The sequence below is a fragment of the Novosphingobium sp. FG90 genome, assembly GCF_057808725.1.
The window spans coordinates 253,299-272,927 of the sequence record NZ_JBMDIO010000005.1 but is presented as its reverse complement, the minus strand read 5'-3'; the positions used below and the strand labels follow the sequence as shown (position 1 = coordinate 272,927).

At 66.1% G+C, this 19,629-nt stretch carries 14 protein-coding genes; 9 read left to right on the top strand and 5 right to left on the bottom strand.

The window, feature by feature from the left end; genetic code table 11:
• Positions 1–98 precede the first annotated feature (98 nt).
• Complete coding sequence (locus ACODRZ_RS07270; protein WP_488969152.1) at positions 99–968, bottom strand: LysR family transcriptional regulator; 870 nt, start codon at positions 966–968, stop codon at positions 99–101.
• A 112-nt stretch (positions 969–1,080) separates the two neighbouring features.
• Between ACODRZ_RS07270 and scpC the strand changes: the two genes are divergently transcribed.
• The 8 genes from scpC to ACODRZ_RS07230 all read left to right on the top strand — a co-directional run bounded on the left by scpC (position 1,081) and on the right by ACODRZ_RS07230 (position 12,161).
• Positions 1,081–2,595, top strand: a complete 1,515-nt coding sequence (scpC, locus tag ACODRZ_RS07265; RefSeq protein ID WP_488969153.1) for a succinyl-CoA:acetate CoA-transferase ScpC — start codon at positions 1,081–1,083, stop codon at positions 2,593–2,595.
• 227 nt (positions 2,596–2,822) lie between these two features.
• Positions 2,823–3,455, top strand: coding sequence for a DUF4198 domain-containing protein (locus ACODRZ_RS07260; protein WP_488969154.1), 633 nt, complete (start codon positions 2,823–2,825; stop codon positions 3,453–3,455).
• Between the two features lie 86 nt (positions 3,456–3,541).
• Complete coding sequence (locus ACODRZ_RS07255) at positions 3,542–4,165, top strand: TetR/AcrR family transcriptional regulator (RefSeq protein WP_488969155.1); 624 nt, start codon at positions 3,542–3,544, stop codon at positions 4,163–4,165.
• A gap of 532 nt (positions 4,166–4,697) precedes the next feature.
• Positions 4,698–5,090, top strand: a complete 393-nt coding sequence (locus ACODRZ_RS07250; protein ID WP_488969156.1) for a hypothetical protein — start codon at positions 4,698–4,700, stop codon at positions 5,088–5,090.
• Positions 5,087–6,355: an efflux RND transporter periplasmic adaptor subunit gene (locus ACODRZ_RS07245; protein WP_488969157.1), complete on the top strand. Its 1,269-nt coding sequence runs from the start codon at positions 5,087–5,089 to the stop codon at positions 6,353–6,355. The genes ACODRZ_RS07250 and ACODRZ_RS07245 overlap by 4 nt, the downstream gene beginning before the upstream one ends.
• A gap of 265 nt (positions 6,356–6,620) precedes the next feature.
• The gene (locus tag ACODRZ_RS07240; protein ID WP_488969158.1) at positions 6,621–9,803 is read left to right on the top strand and encodes an efflux RND transporter permease subunit; all 3,183 of its coding nucleotides are present in this window, start codon (positions 6,621–6,623) and stop codon (positions 9,801–9,803) included.
• 166 nt (positions 9,804–9,969) lie between these two features.
• Positions 9,970–11,367 carry an efflux transporter outer membrane subunit gene (locus ACODRZ_RS07235; protein ID WP_488969159.1) on the top strand — a complete coding sequence of 466 codons (1,398 nt, stop codon included), beginning with the start codon at positions 9,970–9,972 and terminating at the stop codon, positions 11,365–11,367.
• Positions 11,368–11,519: 152 nt separating this feature from the next.
• Positions 11,520–12,161, top strand: a complete 642-nt coding sequence (locus tag ACODRZ_RS07230; protein ID WP_488969160.1) for a GntR family transcriptional regulator — start codon at positions 11,520–11,522, stop codon at positions 12,159–12,161.
• A gap of 448 nt (positions 12,162–12,609) precedes the next feature.
• Here the strand turns inward: ACODRZ_RS07230 and ACODRZ_RS07225 are convergent, their stop codons facing one another.
• From ACODRZ_RS07225 to ACODRZ_RS07215, 3 genes are read right to left on the bottom strand one after another with little or no spacing between them, the layout of a single operon-like run.
• Positions 12,610–13,821: a CaiB/BaiF CoA transferase family protein gene (locus ACODRZ_RS07225; protein WP_488969161.1), complete on the bottom strand. Its 1,212-nt coding sequence runs from the start codon at positions 13,819–13,821 to the stop codon at positions 12,610–12,612.
• A 5-nt stretch (positions 13,822–13,826) separates the two neighbouring features.
• On the bottom strand, positions 13,827–14,747 hold the full coding sequence (locus ACODRZ_RS07220; RefSeq protein ID WP_488969162.1) for a hydroxymethylglutaryl-CoA lyase: 921 nt from the start codon (positions 14,745–14,747) through the stop codon (positions 13,827–13,829).
• The gene (locus tag ACODRZ_RS07215; RefSeq protein ID WP_488969163.1) at positions 14,744–15,382 is read right to left on the bottom strand and encodes an isochorismatase family protein; all 639 of its coding nucleotides are present in this window, start codon (positions 15,380–15,382) and stop codon (positions 14,744–14,746) included. The genes ACODRZ_RS07220 and ACODRZ_RS07215 overlap by 4 nt, the downstream gene beginning before the upstream one ends.
• Positions 15,383–15,625: 243 nt before the next feature.
• Here ACODRZ_RS07215 and ACODRZ_RS07210 point away from each other — a divergent pair, with 243 nt between their 5' ends.
• Positions 15,626–16,717, top strand: a complete 1,092-nt coding sequence (locus ACODRZ_RS07210) for a TauD/TfdA family dioxygenase (RefSeq protein ID WP_488969164.1) — start codon at positions 15,626–15,628, stop codon at positions 16,715–16,717.
• A gap of 104 nt (positions 16,718–16,821) precedes the next feature.
• Here the strand turns inward: ACODRZ_RS07210 and ACODRZ_RS07205 are convergent, their stop codons facing one another.
• Entirely contained in the window at positions 16,822–19,515 is a 2,694-nt protein-coding gene (locus tag ACODRZ_RS07205; RefSeq protein WP_488969165.1) for a TonB-dependent receptor, read from the bottom strand.
• Between the last annotated feature and the right edge of the window lie 114 nt (positions 19,516–19,629).

Here is a 19,629-nt window from a genome sequence, read left to right as displayed (position 1 = left end):
CGTCTGAATCACCTCAAGCGGCTCAAGGAAAGAACCTTTTTCCGCAACCTGTTAAAACAGATGGCGCCTACACCTCGCTCTCTCTTCAGGTGCCTTTCTTAAAAGGGAAATTCGGCTTCGAGAAAGTCCATCACCACGCGCGCGCGCATCGGTATGCGCATCCCGCGAAAACCAGTGGCGAGCATGACCGGGATCGAGGGAATCTCGGCATCCGGCATGACCAACACGACGAGCCCACGTGCAAGGTCTTCCTCGACCTGGATACGTGGCAGCAGGCCGATGCCGAGGCCGCCCCTCGTCGCGCGGAGCACCGCTTCGCTGGAATTGGCGCGCAGGAAGCCGCGGACGTCGAGTTCGCGTCCGTCGATCCACCATGGCGCGGGCCGCGCCGCGTAGCCGTAAGTCAGGCACTGGTGCCGCTTCAGGTCATCGCCGCTCGCGGGGGAACCGTGACGCTCCACGTATTCCGGCGCCGCGACCAGCACGCGCGGAAGCTGGCCGAGCGGTGTGCTTCCGGCCGTGGTCCCGCCTTCCCCGACCCACAGCCACAAGTCCAGGCCGCCATGGTCGGCGGCATCGCGCCAATCGGCCACGAGCAGTTCGATCATCAGGTCGGGGTGATGCTGCGCCAGATCCGAGAGACGCTGCGCATAATGGAAGCCCAGTGCCGTCGTCACGCCGACCCGCACCAGCCCGCGCGCCGCCACCGCTCCGGCAAGGTCAGCCTCGGCCAGCCCGAGCTGATCGAGTATCGCGCCTGCGTGCTCAAGCAGCCGCTCGCCGTCCGCCGTCAGGACCTGGCTGCGCGTGGTGCGCTGAAACAGGCGCACGCCGAAATGTTGCTCCAGATCACTGATCGCCCGCGCAATGGTGGTATGGCTGAGGTTCTGGCGGCGGCCGAGTGCGGAGAAGCTGCCCTCCTCGTTAAGGCGCACGAAGAGTCGCATGGATCGAATAAGGTTGCTCATTTGAACGCATGTAGCACAAGTGGTGTGCATATTTGAGATATTGTCTTCACGCGCGCACGGATCGAAGGGGAACTGCAGCCCCGAGAAGGCCACCAAGATTGAGAGGCAATCCATGACAGATCGTATCGCCCGCGCCGACCTGCGTTCCAGGGTCATGTCCGCAGCGGATGCCGCCGCGCTCATCAGCCACGGCCAGACCGTCGGCATGAGCGGTTTCACCGGATCCGGCTATCCCAAGGCGGTGCCGATGGCGCTGGCCGAGCGCATTGAGGCCGAGCACGCCGCCGGCTGCCCGATGCGGGTGAAGGTCTGGACCGGTGCCTCGACCGGCCCCGAACTCGACGGCGCGCTGGCCAAGGCCGATGGCATCGAACTGCGCCTGCCCTACAACTCCGACCCGATTGCGCGCGAACGGATCAACAAGGGCGAGATGGACTACCTCGACATGCATCTGTCGCAGGTGGCACCGATGGCGTGGCAGGGTTTCCTCGGTCCGCTCGACGTCGCGGTGGTGGAAGTGACCGCGATCCGGCCCGACGGTTCGCTGGTGCCCTCGTCCTCGGTGGGCAACAACAAGACCTGGCTCGACCGTGCCGACAAGGTGATCCTGGAGGTCAACTCTTGGCAGAACGCCGCGCTCGAGGGGATGCACGACATCTATTACGGCACCGCACTGCCGCCGCATCGCGTGCCGATCCCGCTGGTCCGCCCCGACGACCGGATCGGCCAGGCGACGCTGCAGTGCGACCCGGCCAAGATCGTCGCCATCGTCGAGACCGACGCGCCAGACCGCAACCTGCCCTTCACCGCGCCCGACGCCAATGCGCTGAAGATTGCCGATCACATCATCGAATTCCTCAGCCATGAGGTCGCGAAGGGCCGCCTGCCCGCCTCGCTGCTGCCGTTGCAGTCGGGCGTCGGCAACATCGCCAATGCCGTGCTGACCGGTCTAGTCAACGGCCCGTTCGACGATCTGACCGCCTATACCGAGGTGATTCAGGACGGCATGCTGGACCTCATCGACGCCGGCAAGCTGCGCATGGCGTCTGCCACCGCGTTCTCGCTCTCGCCCGAGGCGGCCGAGCGGATCAATGCCGAGATGGAGCGCTACGCCAGCCGGATGATCCTGCGTCCGCAGGAAATCTCCAACCATCCAGAACTGATCCGGCGTCTGGGCTGCATCGCCATGAATGGGCTGATCGAGGCGGACATCTACGGCAACGTCAACTCGACCTGCGTGATGGGCAGCCGCATCCAGAACGGCATCGGCGGCTCGGGCGACTTCGCGCGCAATGCCTATGTCTCGATCTTCATGACGCCCTCGACCGCCAAGGGCGGCGCCATTTCGGCGATCGTGCCGCAGGCCGCGCACGTCGATCACATCATGCAGGACGTGGCGGTGCTGGTGACCGAGCAGGGCCTCGCCGACATGCGCGGCCTGACCCCGCGCAAGCGCGCCGCGCTGGTGATCGAGAACTGCGCGCACCCGATTTATCGAGACGCCCTGCGCGACTATTATGATCGCGCGTTCCACAGCAGCTACGGCCGCCACGCCCCCTCGCTGCCGAGCGAGGCGCTGTCCTGGCACCAGCGCTTCATCGATACGGGCACGATGCTGCCGGGCTGATCCCTGCTGCAATACAAAGTGCCATCGTTAGTCGCGATGGCACTTTGTCGCGCCAACATGTTGCTTATAATTCGCATTAGCTCTATCTGGGAGGCGAGAGGGAGGATGCCGTGCTATTCGCATCGGCACGCGGAAGGCCGGAGTTCGGGTCTGCCGCGTGGAGATGCGCGATCACCGACACTGCCCTTGCAACAGGGGCCGCATGGCGGCACGTCACGGAGATCGAAATGACCATCACGAAATTTGCCCCTCTGCTGCTGGCCCTCGCCGCCCCTGCCGCTCACGCGCACGAAGTGTGGATCGAGCGCGACGGCACCGGCCCGGCACGCATCTACCTCGGCGAACCGGCGGAAGTGCTGCCCGAAGGCGGTGACCCGGAATTCCACCACCTCAAGGCGCCCAGGCTGCTGCCGACGAGCACCGCTGCCATGGCCCGCAAGGCGGGCTACCTCGAAGTCGCCGTCCCCGCAGGCGACGTGCGCGCGCATGACGACACCGTGTTCGAGCCGTGGGGTGACGAGGGCAAGAAGGAAGGCGTCGCCTATTACGCCCGCGCCGGTCGCTCCGAAGCGCGCGCGGTGATGCCGCTGGAAATCGCCCCGGTCTCGGCGGGCGGCGACCGCTTCCATCTCGTCCGCGACGGCAAGCCGGTGGCCGATGCCGAAGTCACCGTGATCTCGCCCGACAAGTGGACGAAATCGGTCAAGACCGACGCGCAGGGCAGCTTCACCGCGCCCACGCGCGGCAAGGGACGTTACCTGCTGACCGCCTCGCAGAAGGACGAAACCGGCGGAGATACCACGCTGGGCAAGGTCGCCGTGCTGCACCGTATCGCTACCACCAGCTTTACCATCGACTGAACCGGACGGCGCGGGGCTGCAGGCAACTCAATGACACACTTGTCACACTGGACTCTGCTTGCGGCCGCACCTATATACCGCCCGGTATGAAATGTTCCGCTCCCTCTGCGGGCTCCGTGACGACGCGGGGCCGTCCCCGCGAATTCGATCCTGACGAGGCTCTTGCAGCCGCGCTTCGGGTGTTCTGGACGCACGGGTACGAGGGCGCCTCGATGGCGGAACTGACCGAGGCCATGGGTATCACCAAGCCCAGCCTCTACGCCTGTTTCGGCAACAAGGAAGCGCTCTTCAAGAAGGCGCTGGACCTCTACGAACGCGACAAGCTGGCCTATATGGGCAAGGCGCTCGAAGCCCCCACCGCGCGCGGCGTGGCGGAGCGGCTTCTGAGCGGCGCGCTGGCGACTCACTGCGGTGCCAGCGACCCTCACGGCTGCCTCGGCGTCATCAGCACCGTCGCCTGCTCGACCGAGGCGGACTCGATCCGCGCCGACGTCATCAAGCGCCGCGCCTCCTCGGAAGCCGCCGTCATCAAGCGCTTCGAACAGGCTCGCGACGAAGGCGATCTGCCTGATAGCGTATGCCCTGCCAAGCTTGCGGGCTGCCTCACCACCGTGCTGCAGGGCCTTTCGGTCAAGGCACAGGGCGGTGCCGGGCCGGAAGAGCTGCAGGGTACGGCGGACACCTTTCTGGCGATGTGGCCGGGGCGCTGAACACGGCTCTATTGGGCCGGGGCTTCGACAAGCTCAGCCTGAGCGGAATTTAAAGACCCGCTCTCAACGCCGCTCAGGCTAGCTTGTCGAAGCCCCTGCGCACAAATGCAGCACTCTTCGCACTTGCGGAAAATTTCGTTCAACGGGCGTTCAGCCTCTTGAAACCCGCTTCAGAGTCCTAATCTACCGGGCGGTACAGAAAGCTGCTTGACGTTGCCCGGACCTGAATATATACCGCTTGGTATAGAAAAGAACCGCCCGATTCGCCTCCCCCGGCCTCGGGTACTCCCATAACCGACCGGTCCTGACCGGCCGCCAGACAGTCGCAATCCCATCCGGGAAGCGGCTCGATGACCCACATCCGGCTTCCGCCGACGACTGGACATTCGCATGTCCGGCGACGGCAGAGCCTTACCCGCATCCTTCCGGCTGCCCCAAGCCGGAAGCCGCCCCGGCGCGCACCCTTCCCCCCTGTCCCGGGGTGCGTGCCGGGGCACACCTGAACTCGCCCTTCTTACGCAGGAGCACGGACATGGCCTTCATCGACTTTTCCGATGCAGCGCTGCAGGCGCTGCCGATCTCGCAGGCCCCCTCGGCCAGTACGCTCGTCGAACCGCTGACGCTGACGGAGCGGCGCATCCTCGCCCTCGCGCGGACCGACGGGATGCAATCGCTGAAACCGCAGCGCAAGCGCGGTTGGCTGGCGCGCCTGATCCTTGGCCCCACGCCGCCCTCGCCCATGCTGGCGAACGAACGCCTCGAAGCGCTGCGCCGTCTGGCCGTGCGCGCCTGGCACCACGGTTACACCCTGCCGGTCTCGGCGCTGCGGGAGGCCCGCGAAGCCGGGTATTCCGAGGCCAAGATCGGCGCCGTCATCGATACCATCGGGCGCAATCGCCCCCCCTTCCGGAGCATCTCCGCGTGACAGTCGCGACCAAACTCGAAATCCCCTCCGAATACGCTTCCGGCGAACAGACCACCAAGCAGCGCACCGGTTCGCGTCGGGCCCAGATCGCCATCGGCGCGCTGGCGCTCGTCGCGGTCGCCGGGCTTGGCTGGAAGTTCATCGGCGGTACGGAGCCCGCCGCCGCCCTGCCTCCGCCCGCGCTGGTGCAGGTGGCCCATCCGCTGGTGAAGGACGTCACCGAGTGGGACGACTACGTCGGCCGCTTCGCGCCCAGCAAGACGGTCGAAGTGCGCCCGCGTGTCTCGGGCGCCATCACGCAAGTGCTGTTCAGGGACGGCGACTACGTGCAGGCCGGACAGGCGCTGTTCGTGGTCGATCCGCGCCCTTACGCCGCCTCGCTCGCCGAAGCGCGGGCGGATGCGGCTTCGGCCAATGCCACTCTGGCCCTCGCCCGTTCGGACTATGCCCGCGTGGCTGGCCTGACCGGGGACGAGGCGATGGCCGCCAGCGAAGTCGACAACCTGCGCTCGCGCGTCCGTGCTGCCGAAGCGGCGCTGGCGGCGGCTCAGGCGCGGGTGCGGTCGCGCAGCCTCGACGTGGAATTCGCCACCGTGCGCGCGCCGATTTCAGGCCGCGTGTCGGATCGCCGGGTGGACGCGGGCAACCTCGTCTCGGGCGACGCCGGGGCGAACGCCACGCTGCTGACCACGATCAACGCCGTCAGCCCGATCTACTTCACCTTCGATGCCTCTGAATCGCTGTTCCTCAAGGCGCAGCGCGACAAGGCCAGGGGCGCGACTTCGGACGTCGAAGTGCGTCTGCAGGACGAAACGGCCTATCGCTGGAAGGGCAAGCTGGACTTCACCGACAACGGGTTGAACCCCAGCTCCGGCACCATCCGCATCCGCGCCAGCCTCGACAACAAGGACGGCTTCCTGACGCCGGGCATGTTCGGCAACATGCGCCTCGCCAATGGCGGCACCGTCAAGGCGACGCTGGTTCCCGACGCCGCCGTGCGTTCGGACCAGACCCGCAAGGTGGTGATGGTCGTCGGCAAGGACGGCACCGTCGCCGCCAAGCCGGTCCAGGTCGGGCCGCTGGTGGACGACCTGCGCGTCATCCGCTCCGGGCTGGATGCGGGCGATTCCGTGATCGTCTCGAACTATCAGGCGGCGATCCCGGGCACCAGGGTCACGACCAAGGCGGGCACCATCACGCGCGGCAAGGTCGAAAGCGCACCCGCGCCGGCCGAACCGGCAGCGGCGCAGGCGACGTTCGACTGACGACAAATCACCACACAGACGTACCATAAATACCCCGCCGTCATCCTGAACTTGTTTCAGGATCCATTGCGCCGGTCACACGGCAGTTCGATCGGCACGATGGACCCTGAAACAAGTTCAGGGTGACGGTGAGTGATGGGCGGGCATCTCGTAAGCCCGCAACCGTTCTTGCAAATTTTCGCGCCAACCGGCGCGCCCGGCTCCCCAAGTTGCAGGCACACCGCCCGCAGCCCGGACCGACGCGCGCCCATCAGGGGCACTCCCAATGCGACTTTCCCGCTTCTTCATCGACCGTCCGATCTTCGCGGGCGTCGTCGCGGTGATCATCACCATCGTCGGTGCCATCGCGTTCATCGGCCTGCCGGTGAGCCAGTACCCGGACATCGTCCCCCCCACCGTCACGGTCAACGCGCAGTATCCCGGCGCCTCGGCCGAGACCGTCGCTGACACCGTCGCCGCTCCCATCGAGCAGGAGATCAACGGCGTCGACAACATGCTCTACATGGACTCGCAGTCGACCGGCGACGGCAAGGTGACGATCACCGTCACCTTCAAGATCGGCACCGACCTCGACGCCGCGCAAGTGCTGGTGCAGAACCGCGTCGCCATCGCCGAACCGCGCCTTCCCGACGCGGTGCGCTCGATGGGCGTGGTCACCAAGAAGGCCAGCCCGGACTTCCTGATGGTGGTCAACCTGCAGTCTCCGGACGGCACCTATGACCGCGACTACATCTCCAACTATGCGCTGACGCAAGTGAAGGACCGCCTCGCGCGGCTTGACGGCGTGGGCGACGTGCAGACCTTCGGCGCGCGCGACTACGGCATGCGCATCTGGATCGATCCCGGCCGCGCCGCGCAGCTCAACCTGACGGCAGGCGAGATCGTCGCCGCCCTGCGCGCGCAGAACGTGCAGATTTCGGCCGGTGCCATCGGTGCGCCCCCGTTCGACAAGGGCAACGCCTACCAGATCGGCGTCGAGGCGCAGGGCCGCCTGACCGAGCCGCAGCAGTTCGCCGACATCATCGTGCGCACCGATGCGGACGGCCATCAGGTCCGCGTGCGCGACGTCGCCCGCGTGGAACTGGGCGCGCAGGACTACACCACCAACACCTACCTTTCGGGCAATCCCACCGTCGTCATGGCGGTGATGCAGCGCCCTGGCTCCAACGCGCTCGAAACCGCCAAGCTGGTGCGTTCCGAGATGGACGCCATGCAGGCCAAGTTCCCCAAGGGACTTGAATACTCGGTCATCTACAACCCCACCGAGTTCATCGGCCAGTCGATCGACGCGGTGTACCACACGCTGTTCGAGGCGGTGATCCTCGTCGTCCTCGTGATCCTGGTGTTCCTGCAGAACTGGCGCGCGGCGATCATTCCGATCCTCGCGATCCCGGTCTCGCTGGTCGGCACCGCGATCATGCTGATGGCGGTGGGCTATTCGCTCAACAACCTCTCGCTGTTCGGTCTCGTGCTCGCCATCGGCATCGTCGTCGATGACGCGATCGTCGTGGTCGAGAACGTGGAGCGCTACATCGAGGAGGGCCTGACCCCGCTCGAAGCCGCCCGCCGTTCGATGGACGAAGTGTCCGGCGCGCTGGTGGCGATCGTGCTGGTGCTCTGCGCGGTGTTCGTGCCGACGCTCTTCATTACCGGCATCTCGGGCCAATTCTACAAGCAGTTCGCAGTGACCATCTCGACCGCCACGGTCATCTCGCTGGTGCTCTCGCTCACGCTCTCGCCCGCGATGGCCGCGCTGCTGCTCAAGCACAAGGAGCGGGTCGGACCCGAAGCCCCCCGCTGGCGCCGCGCGCTCCAGTCGGGCGCGGACACGTTCAACCACGGCTTCGACCGGATGAGCGCCAGCTACGCCCGCCTCACCCTGCGTCTGGTCAAGGCCCCCACCCGGATGATGGCGACCTATGCCGCCCTCATCGCCGGAACCGTGGGCCTGTTCTGGGCGACGCCGACCGGCTTCATCCCGCAGCAGGATCAGGGCTACTTCCTTGCCGCCGCGTTCCTGCCCTCGGGCTCCTCGCTGGAGCGCACGGACGAGGTGACCAAGGACATCGCCAAGCGTCTCCTGCCTATCAAGGGCATTCGCGGCGCGGTGATGTTCGCCGGCTTCCACGGCCCCTCGCGCACCGCTTCGCCGGATTCGGCCGCGATCTACTTCCCGTTCAAGAGCTTCGAGGAGCGCAAGGAACTGGGCGTGACCGGCGCGGAAATCATGGCGCAGGCGCAGGAAGCGCTCAAAGGCTACGACAAGGCCATGGTCCTCGTCATTCCGCCACCGACCATCAACGGCATCGTCCCCCCGGGCGGCTACCGCATGATCGTGGAAGACAACGAAGGTCGCGGCTACACCGAACTCGCCAAAGCGGCGGGCGGCGTGATCGGCAAGGCCAACCAGCAGAAGGATCTGGCGCAGGTCTACACCCTGTTCAACCAGGACACCCCGCGCGTCTTCACCGACATCGACCGCCGCAAGGCCGACATGCTCGGCATTCCGCCCGAGCGCGTGTTCGAGACGCTGCAGGTCTACCTCGGATCGGCTTACGTGAACGACTTCAACCTGCTGGGCCGCACCTTCCGCGTCACCGCGCAGGCGGATCAGGGCAGCCGTGGTTCGATCGCCGACCTTGCCAACCTGAAGACCCGCTCGAACTCCGGCGCGATGGTGCCGATCGGTTCGGTCGCCACCTTCCAGGACAAGACCGGCCCCTACCGCGTGGTGCGCTACAACCTGCATCCCGCCGTGGAAGTCGACGGCAGCGTGGCGCCGGGCTTCTCGACCGGACAGGCCCTCTCCACCATGGAGAAGGTCGCCGACGAGACGCTTCCCTCGGGCTACAGCTTCGAGTGGACCGGCATCGCCTACCAGCAGGTGACGGCGGGCAACACGGCGGCGATCGTCTTCGGCATGGCCGTGGTCTTCGTCTTCCTCGTGCTGGCCGCGCAGTATGAGAGCCTGACCCTGCCGCTGGCGATCGTGCTGATCGTGCCGATGTGCCTCTTCGCGGCCATGGCGGGCGTGAACCTGCGGGGCATGGACAACAACATCCTCACCCAGATCGGCCTCGTCGTGCTGATCGCGCTGGCGGCCAAGAACGCGATCCTCGTGGTCGAATTCGCCAAGCAGGCCGAGGAGGAACAGGGCATGGGCATCGTCGAGGCGGCCGTCTACGCCGCGCAGACCCGCCTGCGTCCGATCCTGATGACCAGCTTCGCGTTCATCCTGGGCGCAGTCCCGCTGGTGATCGCGCAAGGCGCCGGTGCCGAACTGCGGCAGGCGCTGGGCACGGCGGTGTTCTTCGGCATGACCGGCGTTACCGGCTTCGGCCTGCTGTTCACGCCGACGTTCTACGTGGTGTGCCGGGGTCTGGCGGAAAAGTTGCGCCGCCGTCCGCGCCCGCATCACGCGGACCTCCACGCGGTTCCGGCTGAATAACGAAGGGCGGCGTTGAGGCCCTTCGACAAGCTCAGGGCGAGCGGGGTTGGGATTTATCCCGATCCCCTCGCCCAACGCTTCGCGAAATCCCCCACCCCCGCTCAGGCTGAGCTTGTCGAAGCCCCCGGCGCCCACCTCACGATTTCATCGACACAGGACATATCCGATGATGAAGCAGACTTTAGCGGCCCTCCTCGCCGCCACCGCCCTTTCCGCCTGCGCCGTCGGGCCGGACCATGTGGCCCCCACTCCGCCCGCTTCGGCTGAGGCGCCGTTCGTCGGCGTGCAGAGCGCCGACGTCACCACCGCCGCCCCGGACGACAACTGGTGGAAGCTCTACAACGACCCGGCGCTCAACGCCCTCGTAACCGACGCGCTGGCCGCCAACACCGACATCCGCGTCGCCGTGGCGCGCATCGAGAAGGCCCGCGCCACCTTGCGCGGATCGCGCGCCGACCGCCTGCCCTCCACCGACCTCAGCGCCACCGGCACATACGGCCGCGTCTCCGAGGCGCAGGTCCTCCCCGGTTTCGACCGTGAAGGCCGCCGCGTCGATGGCGGGCTCTCGGTGAACTACGAGGTGGACCTGTTCGGCCGCGTCAAGCGCGGCATCGAAGCCTCGCGCGCGGACCTCGCCGCCGCGCAGGAGGATGCCGACGCGGTGCGCGTCACCGTGGTCGCCGACACCGTGCGCGCCTATGTCGACGCCACCAGCGCCAACGAACAGATCGACGTCGCGCAGCGCACCGTCGACCTCCTCGCCCGCTCGGAGCGCATCACCAATGCACGGTTCGAGCGCGGCCTCAACCAGAAGCTCGACGTCATCCGCGTCACCCAGTTGCGCGAGGCACAGGCCGCCGCCATCCCGACGCTGCAGGCCCGCCGCGACGCCGCGCTGTTCCGCATCGCCGTCCTGACCGGCCGCACCCCGCAGGACCTGCCCGACAGCGTGATCGCGCGCGACACCACCCCCAACGTCGCCACTCCGATCCCGGTCGGCGACGGCGCCACGCTGCTCGCCCGCCGCCCCGACGTGAAGGCTGCCGAGCGCCGCCTCGCCGCCGACACCGCGCGCATTGGCGTGGCGACGGCGGACCTCTACCCGCGCATCACGCTGGGCGGCTCGATCGGCACCACGGCGGTCGGCGCGACCGACGTGTTCGGCGGCGGCCCCTTACGCTGGCTGCTCGGCCCGCTGATCTCGTGGGCTTTCCCCAACCAGGAAGCGATCCGCGCCCGCATCAACGAAAGCAAGGCCGACGCCAAGGCCGACCTCGCCACCTTCGACGGCACCGTGCTGACGGCACTGGGCGAAACCGAGACGGCCCTGTCCGCCTACCGCAACGCCCTGCTCCGGCAGGAACGCCTCGCCGCCTCACGAGACGCGGCGAACCGCGCCGCCAACGTCAGCCTCGCCCGCCAGAGCCGCGGCCAGATCGACGCCCTCAACGTCCTCGACGCCCAGCGCACGCTGGCCAGCGCCGAAGCAGACTCCGCCGCCGCCAAGCGCGAGGTCGCCTTCGCGCAAGTTGATCTGTTCCGCGCGCTGGGAGGGCGTTGGTAATTTAGTATACAAAGACCTTTCCCGCGCGGTTCCGGTGGCATATCATTGCAAAGGGTGCGCCGCGCTTCGAAGTCGTCCTGCGAGGATGGTTTGGTAGCGTTGTGCACCCTTTGTGTGCCGTTGAGTGCCGCCGTGTGCCGGGAAGGTTTTGAGTGTCGAAAGCCAGCGATCAGGCCTACGAGGAACTGCGCAGCCGCATCCTGTCGGGCGAACTCGCTCCCGGGACTCAGCTCAAGGAAGAGGAGCTGGCGGCGCTCTGCGGCGTATCGCGCACGCCCGTTCGCGCCGCTATCCGCCAGCTGGAAGCCGAGCTTTTCGTGCGCCGCACGGACAGCCAGCGCTCCTTCGTGGCTGAGTGGAACAACGACGATCTGGAGGAAGTTTTCGTCCTGCGCGGTATGCTCGAAGCCTATGCCGTCCGCCGCGCCGCCACCCGCGCCAACGCGAGCGTGATTGCGGGTCTGACCGCCGCTAACGAGGCGATGCGCACGGTGATCGAGGACCTCGATTTCGATCTTCCCGCCTATCTCGCCGCCAATGCCCGCTTCCACGCGCTGATCCTGGAGACGGCGGCCTCCGACCGCCTCGCCGCGCTTCTCGGCAAGCTGGTGCTGCAGCCGGTGGTCCAGCAGACGGTGCGTGCCTACAGCCGCGAACAACTGCTGCGCAGCTACCGCGAGCACGTCGAGATCACCACCGCCCTCGCCCGCCGCGACCCCGACTGGGCCGAGGCGCTGATGACCGCGCATATTCGCCGCGCGCTGCACGCGAGGCTGGTGCCTGCGGAGGGCTGATTTAGGGAGTTGAGGCGGCGTCAGCTTTGGGTGGGAAGCGGCCGTTCCAGACGCAGACCGTCATCCCAGCGAAGGCTGGGACCGCTCTCGTTATCTAGCAACGTCTCGGCGAGGCTCGGGTGGAGTTGGGGCGCCCTGCCGACAAGGCGCATCATGGTCATAACGGTCCCAGCCTTCGCTGGGATGATGATGGTGTTGGAATGATGACTTTGGGTGGGATGTTACCGTTCATCCTCCCTGTTCCGAAGGAATGGGGAGGTGGCAGCGACGCAGTCGCTGACGGAGGGGTTTGTCCCCCTCCACCACTCGCTACGCGAGCGGTCCCCCTCCCCATCGCTGCGCGACAGGGAGGATAAGGCAAAGTCAGCTACGGGGCGTCAGCTGCCGACCAAACCTCGAGGCTGCGGGCAAGCAAAGCGGGGGCTCGCAAAAGCCCCCGCCCATAGCCTCAGATCGCCGCGCCGGCCTTCAATGCCGTGATCTCGTCCTCGCTCATGCCCAGCAGGCCGCCGTAGATTTCGGCATTGTCCTGCCCGATTTCCAGCGGCGCGCGGCGGCGCACCGAGGATGGCGTGGCCGACAGCTTGGGGAAGGCATTCTGCATCTTGAAGGATCCCCACTGCGGGTGCTCGACGTCGATCAGCGCCTCGCGCGCGGCGAAGTGCGGGTCGGACAGCATCTCGGGCGCGCGGTAGATCTTGCCGGCGGGGATCGAGTGCTCGATCATCTTCTCCTCCAGCTCGTCCACAGTCAGGGTGCGGGTCCATTCAGCGATGAGATCGTCCAACTCCGCCTGACGCTGGCCGCGCGCGATGTGGGTCGCGTAGCGCTCGTCGTTGCCCAGTTCGGGGCGGCCCATGGCGGCGCAGAGCCGCTTGAAGATCGCATCCTGATTGGCGCCGATCAGATATTCGCCGTCGCTGGTCGGATAGACGTTCGACGGGGCGATGCCCTCCAGGATCGAGCCGGTGCGGCGGCGCATGTGGTCGGAGACCATGTATTCCGGCACCAGGCTTTCCATCACCTGCAGCACCGCTTCGTAGAGCGCGCTGTCGACGACCTGGCCCTTGCCGGTCCGCTCGCGGGCATGGAGCGCGGCCAGCGCGCCCATGCAGCCGTAAGTCGCGGCAAGGCTGTCGCCGATCGAGACGCCCATGCGGCTCGGCGCGCGGTCGGGATCGCCGACGATGTAGCGCCATCCGCCCATGGCCTCGCCGATGCCGCCGAAGCCCGCGCGCGAGGAATAAGGCCCGGTCTGGCCGTAGCCCGAGACGCGCACGATGATCAGGCGCGGGTTGATTTCGTGCAGCACGTCCGGGCCGAGGCCCCACTTTTCCATGGTGCCGGGCTTGAAGTTCTCGATCAGGATGTCGGCATGGGCGACAAGCTTGCGCACGATCTCCTGCCCCTCGGCCACGCGCAGGTTGGCGCTGACTGACTTCTTGTTGCGCGCGACGACTTCCCACCACAGCTTGGCGTCGCCGTGGCCCCAGTTGCGCATGGGGTCGCCGCCGCCCTTCCCATCGATCTGCGGCGGTTCGACCTTGATGACTTCGGCGCCCATGTCGCCGAGCAGCTGGCCGCAGAACGGCCCGGCGATCAGCTGGCCGAGTTCGACCACGCGAATGTCGGTCAAGGCTCCGGTGTTAGGGGTGTCCATGGCGGTCAGGCTTTCTGTTCGATGGTCTGCGGGAACGAGCCGGCGCGGCTCACCATTGCGGGAAGGGGCTTGTTCATGACCGTTTCCAGCCACTTGGCATGGCCGATCGTGGCCGTGAGGTCGTAGCCACTCGCCACGCCCGAGCGGTCCAGCATGTAGAGCAGGTCCTCGGTCGCGATGTTGCCGGTGGCGTTGGGCGCGAAGGGGCAGCCGCCGATCCCGCCGAGCGCGGCGTCGAGCGTGGTCGCGCCGGCCTCGATCGCGGCCCAGGCATTGGCGATGCCGGTGTTGCGGGTGTTGTGGAGGTGGACGCGCACGGGAATGTCGCCGATCGCCTCGCGCACTTGCGTCACGAGACGCGATACCTGCGCGGGTACGGCAACGCCGATGGTGTCGGCCAGCGCAATCTCGCGCGGGGCGCATTCGGCGAGTTTCCGGGCCATGGCGACGACACGCTCCGCAGGCACTTCGCCCTCGAAGGGGCAGCCGAAAGCGGCGCCGATAGTCACTTGCCCGCTCTTGCCAGCGGCCTTGGCCGCCAGCACGATTTCGGAGGCGACCGCGATGGATTCGTCGCTGGTCTGGCCCTGGTTGCGCATAGCGAAACCGTCGGTGGAGACGCAGACCGCGCCCGCCTCGTCGATCCCTGCAGCAAGGCCGCGCTCCAGCCCGCGCATGTTCATGACGAGGCCGATATAAGTAAGGTCGTCACGGCGCGGCAGCATGGCTAGGAGTTCGTCGGTGCCCGCCATCTGCGGCACTTTCCTGGGGTTCACGAAGCTGCCGACCTCGATCCGGCGCGCGCCGCAGTCGATCAGGCGGCGGATCAGTTCGGCCTTGTCCTCCAGCGAGACGAGGACTTTCTCGTTCTGCAGCCCGTCGCGCGGGGCGACCTCGACGATCTCGATCGTTGCGGTGGTCATCATACGGTTTCCAGTTCGGACAGATAGGCGAGGATTGCCGCTTCGGAGACGACGTCCGCGTACTTGGCGTTCATGTCGAAGAGGTTGGCCCTGTGCGGCTCGGGATGGCGATCGCCGCAGGCGTCGGCGACGACGGCGGTGCGGAAGCCGTGCGACATCGCGTCTACGCAGGTCGCGCGCACGCAGCCGCTGGTGGACAGGCCGCCGAGGATCACCTGGTCGATGCCCCGTGCGGTCAGCGTCGCGGCGAGCGAAGTGCCGAAGAACGCGCTGGGGTATTGCTTCGTCAGGACGATCTCGTCCGCCTGCGGTGCAAGTCCCTGCGGCCATGCGCCCATCGGGTTGCCGGCGACGAAAGCTTCGAGTGCGGGCACTTTCTCGAAGAAGCGGCCGCCGTCCACGCCGCCCGGATGATAGACCACATTTGTCAGGATCACCGGCACTCCCGCCGCCCGCGCGGCTTCGCGTACCCGCAGCGCCGAAGCGAGCGCGTCCTCCACCCCGGCATAGAGCGGGCTGTCGGGCGCGAAGTAGGCTTCGACGAAATCGATCAGGATCAGCGCCGGGGAACGCCCGAAACCGGCCTTTCCGCCAAACGCCGTGGCGTAATTGTCTTCCAGCGCAGCATTCGCCGCCATCGCGCAAGCTCCCGATGGGCCGTCGAATCGATGCGGCCACAAAAGTACTTTTTAGTATACAAAAAATGATGTGGTCAACGCAAAACAGCCGAATGCTCAGCTTTTTAGGCCAAATCAGTGCACAGAAAAGGCTTTTGCCTGTGGCCGTTCGAGGGCGCTCGCGCACATTCGTGTGCGTCCAGCATCAAGACATTGCGCTGCCATCATGCCTAGAGTGCCGCCACGCGCCACAGGAGATGCCGCATGACCGTCGCCGAAGTTCCTTCCACCTCCGCTCTTGGCTCCGTGCTGACCGCTGCCGCGTGGCGCGGGGACCGTCTTATGGAGGGACAGGAGTGGGTCTACGAACTCGATGCGGCCCAGCTCGCCGAACTGGAAACACTGGGCAAGCGCTTCCTGGAGGACGACCCGGACCTGCGCTTCGTGCAGGCGCGGGACTACCCCCTGCTCGCCTGTGCCGAGGCAGTGGCGGCGTGGCGCGAGGACGTGGATTTCGGGCGCGGCTTCGTGCTGGTGCGCGGGCTGCGCTCGGACCTCTATTCCGACGCATTGTCCTGTGCGATCTATTACGTGCTCGGCCTGCACATGGGCGATCCGATCCGCCAGAACGAGATGGGCGACCTGCTCGATCACGTCTACGCCACCAGTGACAAGACGATGGACGATCCCACCGCCAAGTCCTCCAAAGTGCGGGACAAGCTGGTCTATCACTCGGACAGTTCGGACATCGTTGCGCTGATGTGCCTGCGCGGCGCGCGCCAGGGCGGGCTGTCGTGCCTCGTCTCGGGTGCGGAGATCTACAACGAGATCCTGCGCCGCCGACCGGATCTTGCGCATCTTCTGCTGGAACCGTTCCACTGGGACTGGCGGCGGCAGGACCAGGAGGCTCCCGCCGATACTTATACTTCCCCGGTGGTAAGCGTCGAGGACGGGGTATTCTCGATGTACGCGGGCTCGCTCTACATCGTGACGGCGCAAGAGTATCCCGGCGTGCCCAGGCTGACCGACGACCAGCTTGAAGTGCTGCGCCTCTTCGACGAGATCACTTACGAGCCGGGCATGGCGATCGCCATGGACTTCAGGCCCGGTGATATCCAGTGGCTGTCGAACTACGCCGCCCTGCACTCCCGCACCGAGTTCTTCGACTGGCCCGAGCCCCAGCGCAAACGCCATCTCCTGCGCCTGTGGCTCTCGAGCAAGACCGACCGGCCGGTGGTGGAAGGCTTCGGCAAGAACGGCGTCGTCCAGCACCGGGCCGCGCACCGCGACGGAGTGGAGCATCCCGACGCGCGTTTCTCCATCCGCACGATGTCGGTGCCGCGCCTGCTCTCCTGATGAAAAAATGGGCGGGACAGCGGCAAGGCCGTCCCGCCCGATGTACCCGGGGGCATTTGGAGGAGGAGGGCCGCTTGCGCTCGGCCCCGCCCCCGGGGGGATGATCAGTACTTCACGCGGATGCTCGCGCCGTAGAACCTGTCGTCGATGCGGATGTCGTGCGGGAATGCGGGAGTGTCGAAGTAGCTGTAGTACTTCGCGCCCGTCACGTTCACGCCGTCCACGGTCACCGTGACGTTCGGCGTCACGTCGTAACCGACCGAGAAGTCGAGGCGGCCGGTCGACTTCACCTTGTTGAACTGGCTGGTGAAGTTCGCGCTCGTCAGCGTACCCGCACCGAACAGCGTTTCGTTGTAGCCCGAACGCCAGGTATAGACGACGCGCGCAGTGATGCCGTACTTTTCGTAAAGGGCACCGGCTGTGTAGTTGTACTTCGAGACGCCGAGCAGCTCCCTGCCTTCCAGGGGGTCCCCGGGGGTGGTCACCTTGCTGTCGGCCAGCGTGAAGGTGCCCATCATGCCGAAGCCGTCGAGGCCTTCGGGCAGGAAGTCGAAGAACATCTGCCCCGCGACTTCGATGCCCTTGAGCTTGGAGGAGCCGAGATTGCGCGGCTGCGTGATCTGATACCTGTAACCGTCGATGATCTGGATCGAGGTGTCTGGTGACACGCGGTTCTTCAGATCACGATAGTAGCCTGCCACCGAAACGTAGCTGGAACGGCCGAAGTAGTATTCGGCGGTGACGTCAAAGTTGTTCGATTCCTGCGCCTTGAGGTCGGGGTTGCCGCCCGATCCGGCAAGGATCACGTTCGGGTTGCCGCCGGGCGCCGCCAGCGACAGGCCCGGGTTCAGGTCACCGAATGCGGGGCGTGACACGGTCTTGGCGTAAGTCGCGCGGAACTGGAGCTGGTCGTTCGCCTTGAAGCGAATGCTCGCGTTGGGCAGCACGTAAGTGTCGTCGGTGTCGCGGCTTACCGGTACGAGTGCGTTATTGATCAGGGAGGTGCCCGCAAGCACGCGCCTGGTCGTCACGAGACGCACGCCGACGAGGCCGTCGATCATCGAGACGTCGCCGATGTCGAGCTGGTACTTGCCCTGGACGTAAGCCGCGAACGTCTTTTCCGAAGCGTCAAAGTTACGGGTCGGCTGCCAGTCGATGTCTCCGGCAGGAGCGCCGTACAACTCGCGCAGTTCATCCGTGTGGTTCAGCAGGTAGTCGGCGTTCGGCGTATACCAGTGCGCGCCGTTGTTGATATACCGGATCGAGTCCGGCGACTTCACCATGAAGTCCGAAGGCAGGCCCACCGAGGAAACCAGCGTGGCGCGGTTGTCTCCCGGGAAGGCCGGGCCGCCGACCGAGGCGCGGTAGGAACCCTTGCGGTCCGAATAGCGCGCGCCGACCTGGAACTGGCGCAGGAAATCGCTGTCGATGTCGAACGCGCTGTCCAGCTTGAAGGCGTACTGGCGGCTGTTGGACTTGTTGAGGTCCTGATACAGCGTGTTGGCGAAGACGAAGCCTTCGGCCGTGCCCAGCGGATCGCCCTGCATGACGGTGGTTCCGTGGCCGTTGTCGTTCACGACGACGTCGACCGACGCACCATGCTTGGCGGTATCGACGATGATCGTGCGGTTGGCGTTCTTCGACTGGATGTAGCTGGCGTCGAAGACGAGGTGCGCGGTGTCGGTGTTCCACTTCATGCCGCCGCCCAGCACGTACTGGTCGGTGCGCTGCTTCTTGGCCTGCGTGCTGGTGAGCACGTCGACGCCGTTGAATGTGGCCGACTTGCCGATGCACAGGTTCTCGACCGGATCGCCCGATCCGCCCGCGAAGCCCACGTCGTTGACCGGCGCCGAGAAGCAATTGTCTCCTGCGACGGCATTGGTGATCGAACTGCCCGCGAACAGGTCCGAGAAGATGAAGTTGGTCGCGAACTCGGAGCGATAGCCGCTGTAGAGGCCATCCACGTAGAGTTCGAGTTCCGGGGTGATTTCCCACTGGAACGCGGCGTTCACCTGCGGGCGGGTGTTGTGGCCGGTGTCGGTCAGGCCGCCGGTGCAGGTCGGCAGCACCATGTCCTCGGCGCCCGCCGGGCCATGGTTGGACGAACGCGGGTCGCAGTTGAACGAGATCGGGCGGCTGAAGTTGTTGCGTGCGTAGGACACGTCGACGAGCAGGCCCATCTGGCCGTCACCGGCGTCCCAGCGGTTCGAGACGAGCAGACCGGCGGTGTAGCTGGTCTTGTCGGACACGCGGCCGTTGTAGACGCGGCCGTTGGCGGCGATGGTCAGGCCCTTGTCGAAGTTGAAGGGCTTCTGCAGCTTCATGTCGATGACGCCGGCGACGCCGCCTTCGATCAGATTGGCCGAATTCGACTTGTAGACGTCGATGCCGCCGACCGCTTCGGCCGGAAGGTCCTGGAACGCGAAGCCGCGACCAACGCCGGTGAAGATTTCGCGTCCGTCGAGCGTCGTCAGGATGTCACCAAGACCGCGCACGATCGGGCTCTGGATTTCATTGTTGAAGCCGTTCGACACCTGCACGCCTGCAACGCGCTGCAGCGCGGACGCGACCGAGGTGTCGGGCAGCTTGCCGATGTCCTCGGCGACGATGGAATCGACCACGAGGTCGGAGTTCTTCTTGACGTTGCGCGCCGCCTCGAGGCTCGCGCGCTGGCCGGTGACGACGATCTCGTTGGCGTCGGCGGGTGGTGGCGCCGCATCCTGCGCACGAGCAGGCGTCCATGCGACCAGCGCAAGCGCCGAAGACGACAGGACGAGCGTTCTGGTTATGCGATTCATAATCCCTCCCTCACGAAAAGCCGACTCCCTGGTCAGCTTGTCGGCGCTCTTATACCTGCAACCTTGGTCCTACAAGCCATATTTGTACGATAAATAAGTTGCCACGCATATGGG

What these genes read in the sequence shown, in the direction of transcription:
- ACODRZ_RS07270 (WP_488969152.1), bottom strand. Translation starts at nt 968, where the DNA reads ATGAGCAACCTTATTCGATCCATGCGACTCTTCGTGCGCCTTAACGAG.
- scpC (WP_488969153.1), top strand. Translation starts at nt 1,081, where the DNA reads ATGACAGATCGTATCGCCCGCGCCGACCTGCGTTCCAGGGTCATGTCC.
- ACODRZ_RS07260 (WP_488969154.1), top strand. Translation starts at nt 2,823, where the DNA reads ATGACCATCACGAAATTTGCCCCTCTGCTGCTGGCCCTCGCCGCCCCT.
- ACODRZ_RS07255 (WP_488969155.1), top strand. Translation starts at nt 3,542, where the DNA reads ATGAAATGTTCCGCTCCCTCTGCGGGCTCCGTGACGACGCGGGGCCGT.
- ACODRZ_RS07250 (WP_488969156.1), top strand. Translation starts at nt 4,698, where the DNA reads ATGGCCTTCATCGACTTTTCCGATGCAGCGCTGCAGGCGCTGCCGATC.
- ACODRZ_RS07240 (WP_488969158.1), top strand. Translation starts at nt 6,621, where the DNA reads ATGCGACTTTCCCGCTTCTTCATCGACCGTCCGATCTTCGCGGGCGTC.
- ACODRZ_RS07235 (WP_488969159.1), top strand. Translation starts at nt 9,970, where the DNA reads ATGATGAAGCAGACTTTAGCGGCCCTCCTCGCCGCCACCGCCCTTTCC.
- ACODRZ_RS07225 (WP_488969161.1), bottom strand. Translation starts at nt 13,821, where the DNA reads ATGGACACCCCTAACACCGGAGCCTTGACCGACATTCGCGTGGTCGAA.
- ACODRZ_RS07220 (WP_488969162.1), bottom strand. Translation starts at nt 14,747, where the DNA reads ATGATGACCACCGCAACGATCGAGATCGTCGAGGTCGCCCCGCGCGAC.
- ACODRZ_RS07215 (WP_488969163.1), bottom strand. Translation starts at nt 15,382, where the DNA reads ATGGCGGCGAATGCTGCGCTGGAAGACAATTACGCCACGGCGTTTGGC.
- ACODRZ_RS07210 (WP_488969164.1), top strand. Translation starts at nt 15,626, where the DNA reads ATGACCGTCGCCGAAGTTCCTTCCACCTCCGCTCTTGGCTCCGTGCTG.
- ACODRZ_RS07205 (WP_488969165.1), bottom strand. Translation starts at nt 19,515, where the DNA reads ATGAATCGCATAACCAGAACGCTCGTCCTGTCGTCTTCGGCGCTTGCG.